We start from the raw sequence: 16360 nt of genomic DNA on the forward strand, positions 1-16360 counted from the left end.
CGGCGTGACGCGGCGTGACGCGGCGTGACGCGGCGCGGCGCGGCGCGGCGCCGTGCCGTGCCGTGCCGCCGGATCAGGCCACGCCGCGCGGGCGCAGAAAATCCTGCAGCAGGGTCAGCGTGCCGGCCGCGCTGTCCAGCCGGGCGGCCACGCCCAGCGGCAGCGGCTGGTGCGGGCTGCCGTGGCCCGTGGGCCAGCCGGCCAGCACCGGTTTGCCCAGGCCGGCCAGGTGCTCGCGCAGCACGGCCTCGGTGTCGGCCACCGCGGCACCGTCGGTGAAGCTGCCCAGCACGAAGCCGGCCGCCTGCTCCAGCAGGCCGGCCAGGCGCAGCTGCAGCAGGCAGCGGTCGATCCGGTAGGCCGGCTCACCCACCTCTTCAATGAACAGCAGCGCGCCCTCGGTGCGCGGCTGCCAGGGTGTGCCGCACAGCGCCGCCAGCAGGCTGAGGTTGCCGCCCAGCAGCCGGCCCTGCACCGTGCCCGGCACCCGCCAGGCACCGGGCAGCAGGGGCGGCGCCAGCACCTCGCCGGCGCTCCAGCCCTGGCGCAGCCGCGTGAACAGCGCCTGAGCATCGGCCTCGCGGCCGGGCAGCAGCAGGTCGGAGGCCGGCATCGGCGCATGCAGCGTGGGCCAGCCCAGGCGGTCGAGCAGCAGGTGCAGCGCGGTGATGTCGCTGTAGCCGATCAGCAGCTTGGGCCGGCGCGCCAGCTGCGCCACATCCATGGCCGGCAGCAGGCGCGCGCTGCCATGGCCGCCGCGCAGGCACCACACCGCGTCCACCTGCGGGTCGGCGAAGGCGGCCTGCAGATCGGCCAGGCGCTGGGCGTCGGGCCCCGACAAGAACTCATGCGCCGGATGCCGCGCGTGGCAGCCGGGGTACAGCCGCGCCTGCCAGCCCTGGGCCTGCAGCAGGGCCGGCACCGCGGCCACGCGCTCGGCCGCCGCCGGCCCGGCCGGGGCAATGATGGCCAGCGTGGCGCCGGGGGCCAGGGCGTGCAACAGCGGTGGAGTGCTCATGGGTGGGGGCTTGATCTCGCGCGCGCGGCCGGGCCTGGGCGAGAGGGGTGGCGAGAGGGGGTGGCGAAGGGGACGAAAGGGTTGAGCGTGTGGCGGGGCCGGCGCGCACGGCCTCAACCGGGGGCGCCCTGGGCGGCCAGCTTCTCGTACAGCGTGGCGCGGGCGATGCCCAGCAGCCGTGCCGCCGCCAGCTTGTTGCCGCCGGTGGCCGCCAGCGCCTCGCGGATGGCGCGTGCCTCGAGCTCGGCAATGGCCTGCGGCAGCGGCACGATGGCCGGCGGCACGGGCAAGGCCCCGGGCACGGTCTCGGGGGCCACCGGGTGCACAACCTCGGGCACAACCTCGGGCGCAACCTCGGGCGCAACCTCCGGCGTTGGGGCCACCGGCGGCAAGGCGCTGCGGGCCGGTGGCTCGCGCCGGGGCGGCGGCAGGGCCGGGCCGGGCGCGGCGGCGCCGGCCGGCAGGCTGCCCGGTGCCGAGCCGAGGGCGCGGTCGATGTCGCTGCGGTGCAGCACCGGCTCGTCGGTCATCAGCGCGGCCTGCTCCAGCACATTGCGCAGCTCGCGGATGTTGCCGGGCCAGGCGTGCGCGGCCAGGCGATCCAGGGCGTCGGCCGACAGGCTCTTGTGCGCCAGGCCGGCGCGGCGGGCAATGTCGTCGAGCAGGCTGTCGGCCAGCGGTTCCAGGTCGGCCATGCGCTCGCGCAGCGCCGGCAGGCGGATCGGCAGCACATGCAGGCGGTAGTACAGGTCGGCGCGAAAGCGGCCATCGGCCACCATGCCGGCCAGATCGCGGCTGGTGGCGGCGATCACGCGCACGTCGACCTTGTGCACACGGTTGCTGCCCAGCGGCTCGACCTCCTGCTCCTGCAGCGCGCGCAGCAGCTTGGCCTGCAGGGCCAGCGGCATGTCGCCGATCTCGTCGAGAAACAGCGTGCCGCCGTCGGCCAGCTTGAACTTGCCGTCGCGGCCCTTGCGGTCGGCCCCGGTGTAGGCGCCGGGTGCCACGCCAAAAAACTCGGCCTCCAGCAGCGTGTCGGGCACGGCGGCGATGTTGACGCCCACGAAGCTGGCCGCCGCGCGGGCCGAGCCGGCATGGATGGCATGCGCCAGCAGCTCCTTGCCGGTGCCGGTTTCGCCCAGCAGCAGCACCGTGCTCTCGGTGCCGGCCACGCGGCGCGCCTGGCGCTTGACCTCCAGCGCCGCCGGGCTGGCGCCGATGTAGGCGGCAATGGTGTACTTGCTGCGGCGGTGGCGCGACTGCTCGGCGGCCAGCTCGCGCTGGGTGCTGGCCAGCTCGTGCTGGATGCGCACGAACTTGGCCATCAGCGGCTGCATGGTGCTTTCGGGATGGTCCATCAGCACCATGCCGAGCGCGCCGATCACCAGGCCCTGGCCGTCGCGCAGCGGCACGCGGCTGACCAGAAAGGTGCCGGCATGGTTGGTGAGCAGATCGACCATGATCGGCCGGCCGGTCTCGATGACCTGGCCCAGCAGCGTGTTGGGCACCACCGACTCGATGCGCTGGCCCACGAACTCGTGCTCGCCGGCAAAGCCCAGCGCCGGCAGAAAGCGCTTGTAGCCCTCGCTGATCCACACGATGCGGTGCTCGCGGTCGACCACCATCATGCCCTGCACGGTCTGGGCATACAGGTCGAACATCGACTGCGCCGCCAGCTTCAGCAGGCTGGCGGTGTCTTGCGGCAGGCCGGCAGAAGACAGCATGGCGGGCGGCGGTGGCCTTGGCCGCCGCGGTTGTGGACTGCGCACACTGTAAGGCCGCGGCCCGCACCGGCAGCCGCTGGCGCAGCGGCGTCGCGGTGCGGTCGCGTGGGTGCGGCCGTCTCGGTGCCGGCGGGTCTTGGCCGGCCGCTTATGTGCGCGGGTTGACGCGCGCCGCCGCGGTGGCCGTGGCGGCATCGGCGCCTGCACCTGCGTCCACACGCGCGTCCACCTCCGCAGCGGCCACCGCGTCCGGCGGCCGTGGCGGGCCGTCGGCGGTCTGGCGCGCGATCTCGCTGAGCAGCTTGTGCGCGGCCTGGGCCGGGCTGCCATCCAGCGGCGGCAAGCGGCCAGCGGCCGGCGCCGGTGCGGGCGCCGCCGCGGCACTGCCGGCCACCGCGACCACCGCAGCCGGTGCCGCCAGCCGGCTGCGCTGGGCCAGCGCCAGCAGCAGCGCCGCCAGCGTGGCAAACAGCAGGCCGCCCAGCAGCGGCAGCAGGCGCAGCGCGATCTCCTGGCGCGCCTTCTTCACCGACCACTGGGCCAGATCGTCGTGGTGGCGCCACCAGCGCTCCAGCGTGTCGAGCAGCTGGCGGTAGGCGAGCTGCGACTCGCCGGCCAGCAGGCGGCGCGCACGGCCGGCCTCGCTGGCATTGCCGACGGCGGCGCGGGCCGCGCCCAGCACCTGGTCCTGCACCGACCACCAGCTGCCCAGCGCGCTGTTGACATCGGCCAGCAGCTTGCGGTCAGAGGCATCGTGCAGCCGCGACACCTGGCTGGCCAGGCGCTCGGCAATGCGGCCGCGCTGCTGCATCAGCCGCGCCTCGACATCGCGGCGCTCGCGCTCGTCGTCCAGCAGCAGCAGCAGGGCTTCGAGGCCGCGTGCCTCGTCGGCCAGCAAGGCCAGGTCGTGCACCATGCGGGCGGCCGGCAGGGCCACCTGCTCGAGGCGCTCGAGCTCCTGGCCCAGCCGGGCGGCGCGGCTGAGCGACACGCCGGTGAGCACGCCCAGCACGGCCAGCACCAGCACCAGCGCGGTGGCAAAGCGCTGGCCGTGGCGCAGGGAGTGCAGCAGGTTCATGGCAGTGCCGGTGGGGGGCTGAGCGGTGGAATGCAATAACGCGTATGGCGAGCGGCACAGGGCCGCCGGTCGGGCAGGCCTGCCCGCTGCCGATGGTGGCGCGGCCGCGGCCACGCAAAGCGCCGATCAACCGGGCGATCGCGGCGCTGTTGCGGCCCGGCGGCGGCGCGGCGCGGCGGGCACGGCCTCGGCGGCATCGAGCACGGCCTCGGACTCGGCCACCATGCGCGCCAGCCGGTCGGCCAGCTTCTCGGTGCTGAGCTGCTCGCGAAAGCGCTCCACCATCAGCGCCAGCGCAAAGGGGCTGGGCGCAGGCAGCGTCACCGCCTCGATGCGCTGGCGGCGCAAGCGCGCCAGGCAGGCGGCCAGGTGGCCCAGGTCGAGCTCCTGCGCCAGCACCTCGGCATCGGCCTGGCCGAGCAGGCGGTTGGCCGGGTCGTACTTGCGAAACACCTCGTAGAACAGGCCCGACGAGGCCTGCAGCTGCCGCGTGCTCTTGGGCGCGCCGGGATAGCCAGTGAACACCAGGCCGGCCACGCGGGCGATCTCGCGAAAGCGGCGCAGCGCCAGCTCGCTGCTGTTGAGGCTGGCCAGCACGTCGTGCAGCAGCTGGCCGTCGGCCTCGTCACCGGCCAGCAGCGCGTGGTCGAGCAGGCCGGCGATGTCGACCGCATCGGCCGAGAGCAGCTCGAAGCCGTAGTCGTTGATGCTGATCGAGAAGGTGTTGGGCCGCTCGCGCGCCAGCCGCCAACCCAGCAGGCTGGCCAGGCCCAGGTGCACAAAGCGCCCGGCAAAGGGGTAGATGAACAGGTGGTGGCCCTCGCGCGAGCGGTACTGCTCGAGCAGCAGCGCCGCCGGCGTGGGCAGGCGCGACAGGCGCGCCTGGGCCTGCAGCATCGGCCGCGCGGCCTGCAGCTCGGGGTCGGTGGCCACGCCGGCCGGATCGGCCTGCCCGTCGTCGGACACACAGCCGGACACACAGCCGGGCACACAGCCGGCCAGCACCGCCAGCGTGGCATCGGCCAGCTCGCTGCTCAGCGGCATCTTGCCGCCCTGCCAGCTGGGCACCAGGCCACGCTTGCCGCTGCTCTTCTTGACGAAGGCCACCATGTCCTGGGTGCGCACGTACTCCAGCACCCGGCCGCCGAACACGAAGCAGTCACCCTTGTTCAGCCGGGCGATGAAGCCCTCCTCGATCTGCCCCAGCGTGCCGCCCATGCCGGCCGACGAGAACCACTTCACCAGCATGGAACTCTCGCCGACGATGGTGCCCACCTGCAGCCGGTGGCGCAGTGCAATGCCGCGGTCCTCCACGCGGTAGACGCCATCGCGCAGCACCACGCGGTGGTACTCGGGGTAGGCGCCCAGCGACGCGCCGCCGCGCACCACGAAATCCAGCGCCCACTGGAAGGCCTCGCGCGGCAGCGCGCGGTAGCTCCAGGTGCGGCGCACCTCGTCGTACAGCGCGTCGGCCGTGCAGCCATCGCCGAGCGTCGAGTCGGCGGCAAAGCCGCCGCCGAGCGCCACCGTCACCAGGTGCTGCACCAGCACGTCCAGCGGCTGCTCGGGCGCCTGCCGCGGCTCGACCCGGCCGGCGGCCACGGCGCGGCGCGCGGCCACGGCCTCGATCAGCTCCAGCGTGTTGGTGGGCACCAGCGTGATGCGGCTGGGCCGCCCCGGCTGGTGGCCCGAGCGGCCGGCGCGCTGCAGCAACCGCGCCACGCCCTTGGCCGAGCCGATCTGCAGCACGCGCTCGACCGGCAGGAAGTCCACGCCCAGGTCGAGCGACGAGGTGGCCACCACCGCCTTCAGCCGGCCGGCCTTCAGGCCGGCCTCCACCCATTCGCGCACGCCCTTGTCGAGCGAGCCATGGTGCAGCGCGATCTCGCCGGCCCATTCGGGGCGGGCGGCCAGCAGCAGCTGATACCAGGCCTCGGCCTGCGAGCGCACATTGGTGAACACCAGCGTGCTGCCGCCGCTGGCCGCGGTGCGGGCGATCTCGTCGGCCACCGGCTGCTGCATCTGCGCGCCCAGGTGGCCGCCCCACGAAAAGCGCCCCGGCTGGGCCGGCAGCAGGGTGTCGATGACCAGCGCCTTGTCGATGCGCCCGCGCACCAGGCGCGGCGCCGGGCGCCGGGGCCGGGGGCCCAGCAGCATGGCCATGGCCGCCGGCAGATTGCCCAGCGTGGCCGACAGGCCCCACACCACCAGCCTGGGGTTCCAGGCCTGCAGGCGCGCCAGCAGCAGCTGCACCTGCACGCCGCGCTTGTTGCCCACCATCTCGTGCCACTCGTCCACCACCACGGTGTGCACGCCGCGCAGCAGCGCCCGGGCATCGGCCTTGGTCAGCAGCAGCGTGGCCGATTCGGGGGTGGTGACCAGCGCGGTGGGCAGGCGCCGGTCCTGCCGCGCGCGCTCGGCGCTGCCAGTGTCGCCACTGCGCAGGCCCAGGCTCCAGGCCGGTGCCAGATCGGCCAGCGGCGCGGCCAGCGCGCGTTGCGTGTCGGCCGCCAGCGCGCGCATCGGCGTGATCCAGAGCAAGCCGAGCGGCGGCGCGGCGCCGGCCTGGGCACGCTCCGGCCCGGCCTGCATCGGCACCCCCAGCGTGGCCGCGCGCAGCACCGCACCCAGGCCCACGGCGTAGGTCTTGCCGGCGCCGGTGGTGGCATGCAGCAGGCCGCTGCGCCCCTCGGCGCAGGCCGCCCAGACCTCGCGCTGAAAAGCGAACGGCAGCCAGCCGCGCCCAGCAAACCAGGCCTCGGCGGCCTGCAGCGCGGGGCATGGCGCGCGGTCGGGGGCGGCGGCCGGGGTCGTGGGCATCGGATCATTGTGCTGGGTGGGCGGGCTGGGCGGGCTGGGCGCGTGTGGCCAGGGCTGCGCTCCGACCTGTGGCCCCGGCCTGGCGCGCTGTCGCGCAGGTGACGAGAACACCGCGCCTGGCGCTGCGGCCGGGCCGATTTGCAGGGAATCCTCTAGACAGCTCTCCCGACGGGCGCCCCAGGCCGGGGCGGACAATCCAGCGGTTCGCACAGCCGAGGCATCACCCGATGGCCACCCGACACCCGCACCGCGGCGCGCCGCACACCCTGCACTCGCTGATCGAGTGGCGCGCGCTGCTGGAGATGGCCATGCTGCCGATGGCCTGGCCGATGCTGGCCGGCGCCCAGCCAGGCGACGGCCACCCGGTGCTGCTGCTGCCCGGCTTCATGGCCGACGAAGGCACGCTGGTGGCGCTGAAGCTGTTTCTGCGCGGCCGCGGCTACGACGTGCAGACCTGGGGCCTGGGCCGCAACATCGGCTTCCAGCGCCGCCATGCCGAGGCGCTGGAAAAAAAGATCCGCCACCTGCACCACAAGACCGGCCGCACCGTCAGCCTGGTGGGCTGGAGCCTGGGCGGCGTGTTCTCGATGTACGGCGCGCTGCAGGCCAGCGACTGTGTGCGCCAGGTCATCACGCTGGGCAGCCCGATCAGCGTGGGCCCCGAGGGCAGCCGCTCACCGCCGCTGGTGAAGGCCCTGTACCGCTTGATCGCCCACCCGATGGGCCCCGAGGTGCATGTGATGCAGCCGCGCGTGAAGCAGCTGCGCGAGCGCCAGCTGCCGCCGGTGCCGGTGAGCTGCCTGTACTCGATCAGCGACGGCGTGGTGCCGCCCCAGGAAGCCACCGTGGACGGCCCCGACAGCCAGGTCGAGAACATCCGCGTGGCCGGCAGCCACACCGGCCTGGGCTTCAACGCCATGGTGATGTGCGTGGTGGCCGACCGCCTGGCCCAGCCCGAAGGCCATTGGCAGCCCTTTCAACCCGCCGGCCTGCCGGGCATGGCCTACAGGCTGCTGACGCACGAGGCGCTGCCGATCTGAGGCAGCACGGCGCCGCCGCCACAGCTGCGGCTTGTCAGCCGGCCGCCTGCCGCGCCAGCCAGGCACTGCCGCCGACAAAGGCCGCCACGTTGGCCAGCACCGTGCCCCAGAAGGTCTGGCGAAAGCTGGCCTTGATGGTCTTGTGCCGCAGCAGCTGCTGGGCCAGCAGCGCGCCCGGCCAGCCGCCGGCCAGCGCCACCAGGTGCAGCTGGCTCTCGGCCACGCGCCAGTCGCCGCGCTCGGCTGCAGACTTGTCCATCGCGTACATCACGAAGGCCAGCGCGCTGGCGCCGACATACAGCCACAGCAGCCAGCCCGGCGGGCGCCACCAGAGCGCCACCCCGAGGGCCAGCAGCGCAAAGGCCGGCAGCAGCAGCAAGCTGGCCGCGCCCCCTGCCGCCACCGCGCCGCGCCGTGGTGCACGCGGCGGTGGCGCGGCACGCAGCGGCTTGACGGCCGTTGCGCGCTTCTTGCCCTGCGGCCCCAGTTCGACCTCGAACGAAAAGCGCTGGCCCGCCTGGGGCCGGCCGTCGAGGCCGCTGATGGCGCGCGCGTGCACCCAGATCGGCTCGCCGCCCTGGCTGGACTCCAGAAAACCGAAACCGCGCGCGTCATCCCAGCGCGTGAGGGTGCCTTCAAATCGCATGATGGCCGGCATGCTAACGCGGCGCCGCAGCGCCGCTGCGCTCAGCCTCCCCCCGCCAGCGCAGGCACCATCCTCGCCTTCACCCGCACGCCATCGGCTACCGCGGCCGGCGGGTAGACGATCACCGTCTCGCCTTCGGCCAGGCCGCTGCCCACCCAGGCCTGCTGGCCGTTGCGGCCGCCCAGGGTGACGGGCCGCAGCCGGGCGTGGCCATCGGCCAGCACAAACACCGCGGCCTGGCCGGCCACGGCGGCCTGGCCGGGGCGCGGAAACACCGCGCTCACCGGCACCATCAGCACACCGTCGCGCTGCTGGGTGAACACGCGCACGCCCACGCGGTAGCCATCGCCCAGCGCACGCCACTGCGCCGGCGGGCTGGTCAGCTCGATCAGCACGTTGACGCGCTGCTCTTCCACGCCCAGCGCCGAGACCTTGGTGAAGCCGGCCGGCTCGACCTGGCGCACCCGCGCCTGCAGCTCGCCCGCGCCGCCCCAGCGCTCGATGCGCACCGGCGCGCCGGCGGCCAGCGGCAAGGCCTCGGTGGTCAGCAGCTCGGCCACGATCTCCAGCCGGGCGGTGTCGCCCAGCTCCAGCAGCGGCGTGCCGGGGGCCACGCTGGTCTCGCTGGTCTGGGCCACCTTGAGCACGCGGCCGGCCACCGGGGCGCGCACGGCAAAAGGCGCGCCGGTGGCGCTGCCGGCCGGCGCGCTGGCCTGCAGCGCCGCACGGGCCTGCTGCGCCTCGTGCTCAGCCACATGCTGGGCCTGCTCGGCGGCGGTCAGGCCCTGTTGCGCGGCCTGCACGGCCAGGCGTTCGCTGTCGAGCCGGGTTGGTGCCACGAAGCCCTGCTGGGCCAGCTGCTCGCTGCGCGCCAGATCGATGCGCGCCTGCGCCAGCGCCACCTTCTGCTGGCCCACGCCGGCCATGGCGCGCTGCACGCCGGCACGCGCGCTGGCCTCGCGGGCCTGCAGCTCGGCGCGGGTGCGCGCATCCAGCATGGGTGCGGGCTGCGGTGTGATCTCGGCCAGCAGCTGGCCGGCCTGCACCGCATCGCCCTCGCGCAGCGTGATGCGCGCCAGCCGCCCGGCCAGCGGCGCGGTGACGGCATAGCGGTCGCGCAGGCGGGTGCGGCCGTCTTCGACCACGGCCTGCTCGTAGCGCCCTTTGGCCACGGTGGCCACCTCCACCGCCAGCGGGCGCGGCGCAAAGGCCCAGGCCAGCAGGCCCAGCGTGGCCAGGCTGGCGGCGGCGATCATGATGCGGGTGTTGCGTTTCATGGCAAGGCTTGTCCGAAGGTCAGTCCCGCGTCTTCAGCGCCGAGACCATGTCGATGCGGTGGATGCGCCGCCTCACCACGGCCGCGCTGGCCAGCGCCGCTGCCACCACGGCCAGCGCGGCCATGGCATAGGTGGCCGGCGAGATCACCACCGGAAAGAAGAACTGGTCGCTCTTGAGCAGCTGCGCGGTCAGGCCCACCAGGCCGCGGCCCAGCAGCATGCCCAGCGGCAGGGCCACGGCGATCTGCAGCGCCATCTCGCCCAGCAGCAGGGCCGTGACCTCGCCGCGGGTAAAGCCCAGCACGCGCAGGCTGGCCAGCTCCCAGGCGCGCTCGGCCAGTGCGATGCGGGCGTTGTTGTAGACCACGCCCACCGCAATGACGCAGGCAAACGCCGTGAGCACGCTGCTCATGATGCGGATGTTGCGCGCGGTGATCTCCTGCATGTTGCGCAGCATCGTGGCCTTGCTGAAGGCGCCGCTCACCGCCGGCAGGCGCTGCGTGGCGGCCAGGAACTCGGCCTCGCGCCCACGCTCCAGGCTGAGCACGAAGCCGCTTGAAAGATCGCCATCGCCGAGCGCACGGTTCAGCGCATCGCGGCGGATGTAGGCGTTCAGGCCCATCATCTCGCGCACCAGGCCGTCCACCTGCAGTTGCAACTCGCGGCGCCTGCCCTGCGGCAGCGTGAGCTGCACCACATCGCCCACGCGCACGCCCAGTTTCTGGGCCAGGCGGTCGGTGAGCAGCAGGCCGCTGGCAGATGGCAGCGCGGCACGGCCATCGACATCGACGATGCGGTAGAGATCAGGCAGCTCGGGCAAACCGCGCACCAGGATGCGCTCGCGCCGATGGCCGGCCACCAGCGTGCCGTCGACGAAGCGCGTGCTCTCCACCGCCAGCACCCCGGGCAGGCGGGCCAGCTGCAGCGCCAGGCGGTCGTCCACCGGCTCCACCATCCACACCGAGACATCGCTGCGCATCTTCAGCACGAACTCGGTGTCGACGATCAGGCCGATGGCATCGCGAAAGAAGTTGCCCATCACCACGATGGCCACCGCCGCCGCCACGCCCACGATGCCGAGTGCGGTGCGCAGCGGCTTGCGCTCCATGTTGCGCAAGACCATGCGCAGCGCCGGCGTCATGCGGGTGAAGCCCGCCCGCTCGGCCAGCGTGGGCCTGAAGTGGCCGGGTGATGGCGGTCGCATGGCCTCGGCCGGCGTCAGCCGCACCGTGGCCAGGATGGCGCTCAGCGTGCCCGCCACCGCGGTGGCCAGCGTGATGCCGCCGGCCAGCAGCACCAGGGCCGGATCGACCCGGTGCACCATGCCCGGAAAGTGAAACACCTCGCCATACAGGCCCATCAGCAGCCCGCCCAGCCAGTGGCCCAGCGCCACGCCCAGGCCCAGGCCGGCCAGCGCGATCAGGCCCACCAGCTGCAGGTAGTGGCGGGCGATGCTGCTGTTGGGGTAGCCCAGCGCCTTCAGCGCCGCGATCTGTTCGCGCTGCGTGCTCACCAGGCGGCTCACCACCACGTTGAGCAAAAAGGCCGCCACCGCCAGAAAGATGGCCGGCAGCACCGTGCCCAGCACGCGCTGCTCGTTGATCTCGTTGTCGAGCATGGCGTGCGAGGTCTGGTGCGCGCGGCCCAGCGGCTCGCTGCCGCCATAAGGCGCCAGCAGCGCGGCCATGCCATCGAGCACCGCGCGCTCGCCCACCGTGCGCGCGCCGGCCGGCGCCAGGCGCACGGCGGCGCGGTTGAAGGCGCCGCTCATGTCGTAGGCCGCGGCCAGGGCATCGTGATCGACCCAGAACACGCCGAAGCCGCGCTGGTCGGGCATGCCGAACAGCCCGGCAAAGATGAACTCGGGCGACAGCGCCCAGCCCACCACGCGCAGCGTGCGCAGCCGGCCATTGACCAGCGCCTGCAGCGTGGCACCGGGCGGCAGGCCACGCGCCCGGGCAAAGCCCTGGCTCACCAGCGCGTCGATCACCGCGCCGTCGCCGTCGGCGCCGCTGGCACTGGCATCGGTGCCGGGCGGGTGCAGGCCGCGCCCGGCCACCACCGTCACCAGGTTCAGGCGCGGCGGGTTGCGACGGTCCATGCCGATCAGCTGGCCCAGCACCGGGTCGCTGCTGCCCGGCACGGTGATGCGCACCACCTGCTCGATGGTGGTCTGCACATCGGCCACGCCGGGCACGGCGCGCAGCCGCTCGGCCAGCGCCAGAGGCGCACGCTTGAGCGTGGCAAAGGCCTCGGCAAAGCGCCCCTGGGCGTAGTAGGCCTCGCGGGCGTCGTCCAGCGATTCCACCGCCGACAGGCTGGTGAGAAAACCGCCGATGCCACTGGCCACCACCAGCGCGATGGTCAGCACCTGGCTCCACATCAGGCGCAGGTCGCGCAGCAGCTTTCTGTCCAAGGCCTTCATGCCGGCTCACCAGCTCAAGGCCGACGGATCGCGCTTGTGCGCATTCACCTCGATGCGCTGGATGCGCCCGTCGCCCAGGTGCACCACGCGGTCGGCCATCTGCGCAATGGCCGCGTTGTGCGTGATCACCACCGTGGTGGTGCCCAGCGCGGCGTTGACGCCGGCAATCGTCTCCAGCACACGCTTGCCGGTGGCGTAGTCGAGCGCGCCGGTGGGTTCGTCGCACAGCAGCACCTGCGGGCGCTTGACGATGGCCCGGGCGATGGCCACGCGCTGCTGCTCGCCGCCCGAGAGCTGGGCCGGAAAGTGGTCGCGCCGCGGCAGCAGGCCCACCTGGCCGAGGGCCTGCTCGATCGGCATCGGCTCGCGCGCGATGTCGGTGACCAGCGCCACGTTCTCCCAGGTGGTGAGGCTGGGGATCAGGTTGTAGAACTGGAACACGAAGCCCACGTGCTCGCGGCGATAGCGGGTGAGCGCGGCGTCGTCGGCGGCGGTGAGTTCCTGATCTTCATAGAACAGCGTGCCGGCCGAGGCCACCTCGAGCCCGCCCACGATGTTGAGCAGCGTGCTCTTGCCGCTGCCCGACGGGCCCAGCAGCACCAGGAACTCGCCGCGGTGGATGTCCAGATCCACGTCGCGCAGCGCCAGCACCGGCACGTCGCCGGCCTGGTAGGTCTTGCCCAGGCCCCGGGCGCGAAACACCAGCGGCGCGGCAGCGGCCGGTGCGCGGGCTGCGGCGGGTGCTGGCGTGCAAGGCATGCGCCATGCTGCAGTGCGCAGGCCTGCCGGCACTTGAGCGCGGTCAAGCCGCAACGGCGGGCCCGGCCGCGCCGACTGGAGTGCACACCCTAGGCCGGACGGCGGGTTTTGGGTTTCGCCCTCTAGGGCTGCAGGGCGACAGTGTGGGCACGGGCGGCGCAGGGTGATCCCTCAGGCGCCGCCCACCCCACACGCACACACTGTCCATCACCCACCCAGCGAGGCTCTCATGACCCGTCAAACCCTGCGCACCGCCACCCTGCAAACCGTGGCCACGGCCACCAAGGCCGCCGAACGCACCGTGGGCGCCTACCGCGCCGGTGGGCATCGCCTGGTGGCCGTGATCCAGCAGCGCCTGACCGCGCCCACCGCCGAGCGCGCCCAGCCTTACGCGCCGCGCCTGGCCGCCGCCCTGCGCAGCACCAGCCACCAGGCCGGCAGCCTGGCCGACAAGGGCATCGACCTGGTGAGCGACCGCACCGAGCAGGCCATCAGCGTGGCCTCCAAGGGCGTTGCCGCCCAGGTCAAGCGCGTGGCCCAACTGGCCGACGGCGTGGACAACCGCGTCATCGCCAACGGCCTGGACACCGCGGCGCGCATCACGCTGCCCGGCGTGCAGGCCGCGCTGGCGCTCACCGAGCGCCTGGCCGATGGCGCCGACAAGCTGGCGCGCAGCGCCGCCGGCGCCAAGCCCGGCCGCAGCCAGCGGGCCACCACCAAGGCGCCGGTGCGCCGCGCCGCCGCCGGCGTGAAGCGCACGGTGAAGGCCGCCGCGCAGCCGGTGGTCAAGGCCGCGGCCAAGCCGCTGGCCGATGCCATCCAGGCCGTCAAGAAGGCCAAGACCGCCCAGGCCGCTGCCAAGCCGGCCAAGCCGGCCAAGGCCCCAGCCGCCGCCTGAGCGGCCCGGGCCAGCCGTTCACCAGCCACCAGCCACCAGCCACCACCCACGATGCGCCAGCTCAGCGGGCACGACGCCGGTTACCTCTACGCCGACACGGCGCATTCCAACGCCAACGTCAGCCTGCTGCACATCTACGACCAGAGCACCGCGCCGGCCGGCGTGGTGCGCTTCAAGCAGATCCTGGCGCATCTGGAGCGGCGGCTGCACCGTGCGCCGCTGTTCCGCCAGCGCCTGCAGCGCGTGCCGCTGGGGCTGGATCATCCGTACTGGGTCGATGACGAGAACTTCGACCTCGAGTACCACGTGCGCCACATCGCCCTGCCCAAGCCGGGCGACTGGCGCCAGTTCTGCATCCAGGCCTCGCGCATCCATGCGCGCGCGCTCGACCTCGACCGCCCGCTGTGGGAGCTGTATGTCATCGAGGGCCTGGACAGCTTTCTCGACCTGCCGGTGGGCAGCTTCGCGCTGCTGCTCAAGACCCATCTGGCGGCCATTGAACTGGGCGCGGTGAGCGCCCTCACCAGCCTGCTGCACGACACCTGCGCCGCTGCCACCGACACCGGCCCGCCCGAGCCCTGGTTTGCCGATGCCGCGCCCGGCCGGCTGGCCCTGGTGGCGCGCGGCGCGGTGCAATCGGCCGCCGCGCCGCTGCGCCTGGCGCGGCCGCTGTGGCGCGCCGCCAGCCATGTGGCGCCCGCCGCCGCCGCGCTGGCCCGCGAGATGCTGCTGCGCCCCGAGAACCTGCCGCCCACGCGCTTCAACTCGGTGGTGTCGCCGCACCGCGTGTTCGAGACCCGCCGCTTCAGCGATGCCGAGTTCGAGGCCGTGCGCCAGTTGGTGCCCGGCGCCACGCTGGACGATGCGATGCTGGCCGTGTGCGGCGGTGCGCTGCGCCGCTACCTCGACCACCATGACGAACTGCCCGACGGCCACGGCCTGAGCGCCCTGCTGCCCGCCGGCCACGCCCCCGACGCGGCCACCGACGCCGGCCCCACCTGGCGCCACGCCGGCCTGCACACCGAGCAGGCCGATCCGCTCGTCCGCCTCGCCAGCATCCGCGACCAGCGCCAGGCCGCGCCCGATGTCGTGGCCCAGGCCCTGGGCGGCCGTGAATGGCGCGAGGCCGGCGAGCAGGCCTCGGCCGCCATGCTGGCCTGGAGCCGCCGCCTGGCCCAGCGTGCCGGTGCCGAGCTGGGCCGCCGCGCCCCGCCGGCGCACTGCACCCTCACGCACATTCCGGCACCGGCGCAGCCGCAATACCTGTGCGGTGCACGCCTGAGCTACTACTCGGCCATCCTGCCCATCAGCGACGGCCTGGGCCTGGCCTTTGCCGTGACCCGCTACGACGGCCGCGTGGTGATCTCGCCCACCTCCTGCCGCGAACTGATGCCCGACCCCGAACAGTTTGCGCTGTGCCTGCGCGACAGCTTTCAGGAGTACCTGGGGTTGGTGGCCAAGGTCGTCAAAAGGCCAAGAGCGAGACGGATCGCCACCACAACGCCAACACCGACGCCGAGCGCCTCGGCAAAGCGCGGTGCCTCGGGCCGAGGACGCCGGGCGGCCGGCTGACGCAGGCAAAGAAGGAGCCGTTGGCCGGAAGGCCGACGGCGGGTGACACGGCGTCAGCCGGCCGCGCGGTGGCCTCGGCCTTGCGCTGGCGATCGCATGTGACGACCTCGGCAGCGCGCCGGACTCAGCAAGTCAAGCGCAGCCGGCAAGCGGACGAATTCAAACGTCCGCCAACACCCGCACATGCGCCACCACGCTGCGCGCCAGCGCGCTCAGCACATAGCCCCCCTCGAGCACGCTGACGATGCGGCCCTTGGCATGGCGGTCGGCCACGTCCTTCAGCCGCCGGGTGATCCACTCGTAGTCGGCCTCCACCAGGCCGAGCTGGCCGAGGTCATCCTCACGGTGGGCATCAAAGCCGGCCGAGATGAAGATCATCTGCGGGCCAAACTCCTCCAGCCGCGGCATCCACATCGCGTCGATGATCTCGCGCACCTCCATGCCGCGGGTGTAGGGCGGGATCGGCACGTTGACCATGTTGGTGCCCTTGGGCACCGCGCCGCTGTTGGGGTACAGCGGATGCTGGAAGAAGCTGCACATCAGCACCCGCTCGTCGTCGGCGATGATGTCCTCGGTGCCATTGCCGTGGTGCACATCGAAGTCGATGATCGCCACGCGCTGCAGGCCCATCACGTCCAGCGCATGGCGCGCCGCGATGGCCACGTTGTTGAAGAAGCAAAAGCCCATGGTCTCGTCGCGCGTGGCGTGGTGGCCAGGCGGGCGCACCGAGCAGAAGGCGTTTTCGGCCTCCCCCTTCACCACCGCCTCGGTGGCCGCGATCGCCGCACCGGCCGAGCGCAGCGCGGCACGCCAGGTGCCGGGGCAGGCCACGGTGTCGGGGTCGAGGTGGCGCGGCTCGCCGGTGGCCTGGATCTGCTCGAGAAAATCCTTCAGCTGCATCACGTAGTGCGCGGTGTGGGCGCGCTCGATCTGCTCGAGCGTGGCCAGCGGCGCCTCACGGTGATCGAGCGCCATGTCGACGCCCGAGGCCAGCAGTTGATCGTGAATTGCGTCGAGCCGTTGCGGGCACTCGGGATGGCCCGCACCCATGTCGTGCAGACGGCAGTCTGCATGGGTGTAGAAGGCGGTGGACATGGCTGGAG

The 16360-nt window shown here is 73.3% G+C and carries 12 protein-coding genes; 3 read left to right on the forward strand and 9 right to left on the reverse strand.

Translation table 11 applies throughout. From position 1 onward, the window contains the following. Positions 1 to 73: 73 nt before the first annotated feature. The 4 genes from N4G63_RS16635 to N4G63_RS16650 all read right to left on the reverse strand — a co-directional run bounded on the left by N4G63_RS16635 (position 74) and on the right by N4G63_RS16650 (position 6640). Positions 74 to 1018 (reverse strand): S66 peptidase family protein, encoded by a 945-nt coding sequence (locus tag N4G63_RS16635; protein ID WP_314599949.1) that lies wholly within the window; start codon positions 1016 to 1018, stop codon positions 74 to 76. Positions 1019 to 1131: 113 nt separating this feature from the next. Continuing rightward, positions 1132 to 2742, reverse strand: coding sequence for a sigma-54 interaction domain-containing protein (locus tag N4G63_RS16640; protein WP_314599950.1), 1611 nt, complete (start codon positions 2740 to 2742; stop codon positions 1132 to 1134). Positions 2743 to 2890: 148 nt separating this feature from the next. Beyond that, entirely contained in the window at positions 2891 to 3820 is a 930-nt protein-coding gene (locus tag N4G63_RS16645; protein WP_260786555.1) for an MCP four helix bundle domain-containing protein, read from the reverse strand. A 126-nt stretch (positions 3821 to 3946) separates the two neighbouring features. Then, entirely contained in the window at positions 3947 to 6640 is a 2694-nt protein-coding gene (locus N4G63_RS16650; protein ID WP_260786556.1) for a ligase-associated DNA damage response DEXH box helicase, read from the reverse strand. Positions 6641 to 6867: 227 nt separating this feature from the next. Between N4G63_RS16650 and N4G63_RS16655 the strand changes: the two genes are divergently transcribed. Beyond that, a complete protein-coding gene (locus tag N4G63_RS16655) occupies positions 6868 to 7680 on the forward strand; it encodes an esterase/lipase family protein (protein WP_260786557.1) in 813 nt (270 codons plus the stop codon). 34 nt (positions 7681 to 7714) lie between these two features. On the opposite strand, the gene N4G63_RS16660 is transcribed toward N4G63_RS16655, so the two are convergent. Genes N4G63_RS16660 through N4G63_RS16675 form a run of 4 tightly spaced genes read right to left on the reverse strand, consistent with a single transcriptional unit; the run spans position 7715 to position 12787 of the window. Further along, complete coding sequence (locus N4G63_RS16660) at positions 7715 to 8326, reverse strand: DUF1294 domain-containing protein (RefSeq protein WP_260786558.1); 612 nt, start codon at positions 8324 to 8326, stop codon at positions 7715 to 7717. 41 nt (positions 8327 to 8367) lie between these two features. Further along, entirely contained in the window at positions 8368 to 9603 is a 1236-nt protein-coding gene (locus N4G63_RS16665; protein WP_314599951.1) for an efflux RND transporter periplasmic adaptor subunit, read from the reverse strand. A 19-nt stretch (positions 9604 to 9622) separates the two neighbouring features. Then, complete coding sequence (locus N4G63_RS16670; RefSeq protein WP_260786561.1) at positions 9623 to 12028, reverse strand: ABC transporter permease; 2406 nt, start codon at positions 12026 to 12028, stop codon at positions 9623 to 9625. Positions 12029 to 12034: 6 nt separating this feature from the next. Next, positions 12035 to 12787 carry an ABC transporter ATP-binding protein gene (locus tag N4G63_RS16675; protein WP_260786562.1) on the reverse strand — a complete coding sequence of 251 codons (753 nt, stop codon included), beginning with the start codon at positions 12785 to 12787 and terminating at the stop codon, positions 12035 to 12037. Between the two features lie 229 nt (positions 12788 to 13016). Here N4G63_RS16675 and N4G63_RS16680 point away from each other — a divergent pair, with 229 nt between their 5' ends. Further along, positions 13017 to 13685 (forward strand): hypothetical protein, encoded by a 669-nt coding sequence (locus N4G63_RS16680; RefSeq protein WP_260786563.1) that lies wholly within the window; start codon positions 13017 to 13019, stop codon positions 13683 to 13685. Positions 13686 to 13736: 51 nt separating this feature from the next. Further along, complete coding sequence (locus N4G63_RS16685) at positions 13737 to 15257, forward strand: wax ester/triacylglycerol synthase domain-containing protein (RefSeq protein WP_314599952.1); 1521 nt, start codon at positions 13737 to 13739, stop codon at positions 15255 to 15257. Positions 15258 to 15416: 159 nt separating this feature from the next. On the opposite strand, the gene N4G63_RS16690 is transcribed toward N4G63_RS16685, so the two are convergent. Then, positions 15417 to 16352 (reverse strand): histone deacetylase family protein, encoded by a 936-nt coding sequence (locus tag N4G63_RS16690; RefSeq protein ID WP_260786565.1) that lies wholly within the window; start codon positions 16350 to 16352, stop codon positions 15417 to 15419. Positions 16353 to 16360 lie beyond the last annotated feature (8 nt).

This window comes from Aquabacterium sp. OR-4 (assembly GCF_025290835.2).
In the GTDB taxonomy this organism is placed as follows: Bacteria; Pseudomonadota; Gammaproteobacteria; order Burkholderiales; family Burkholderiaceae_C; genus Pseudaquabacterium.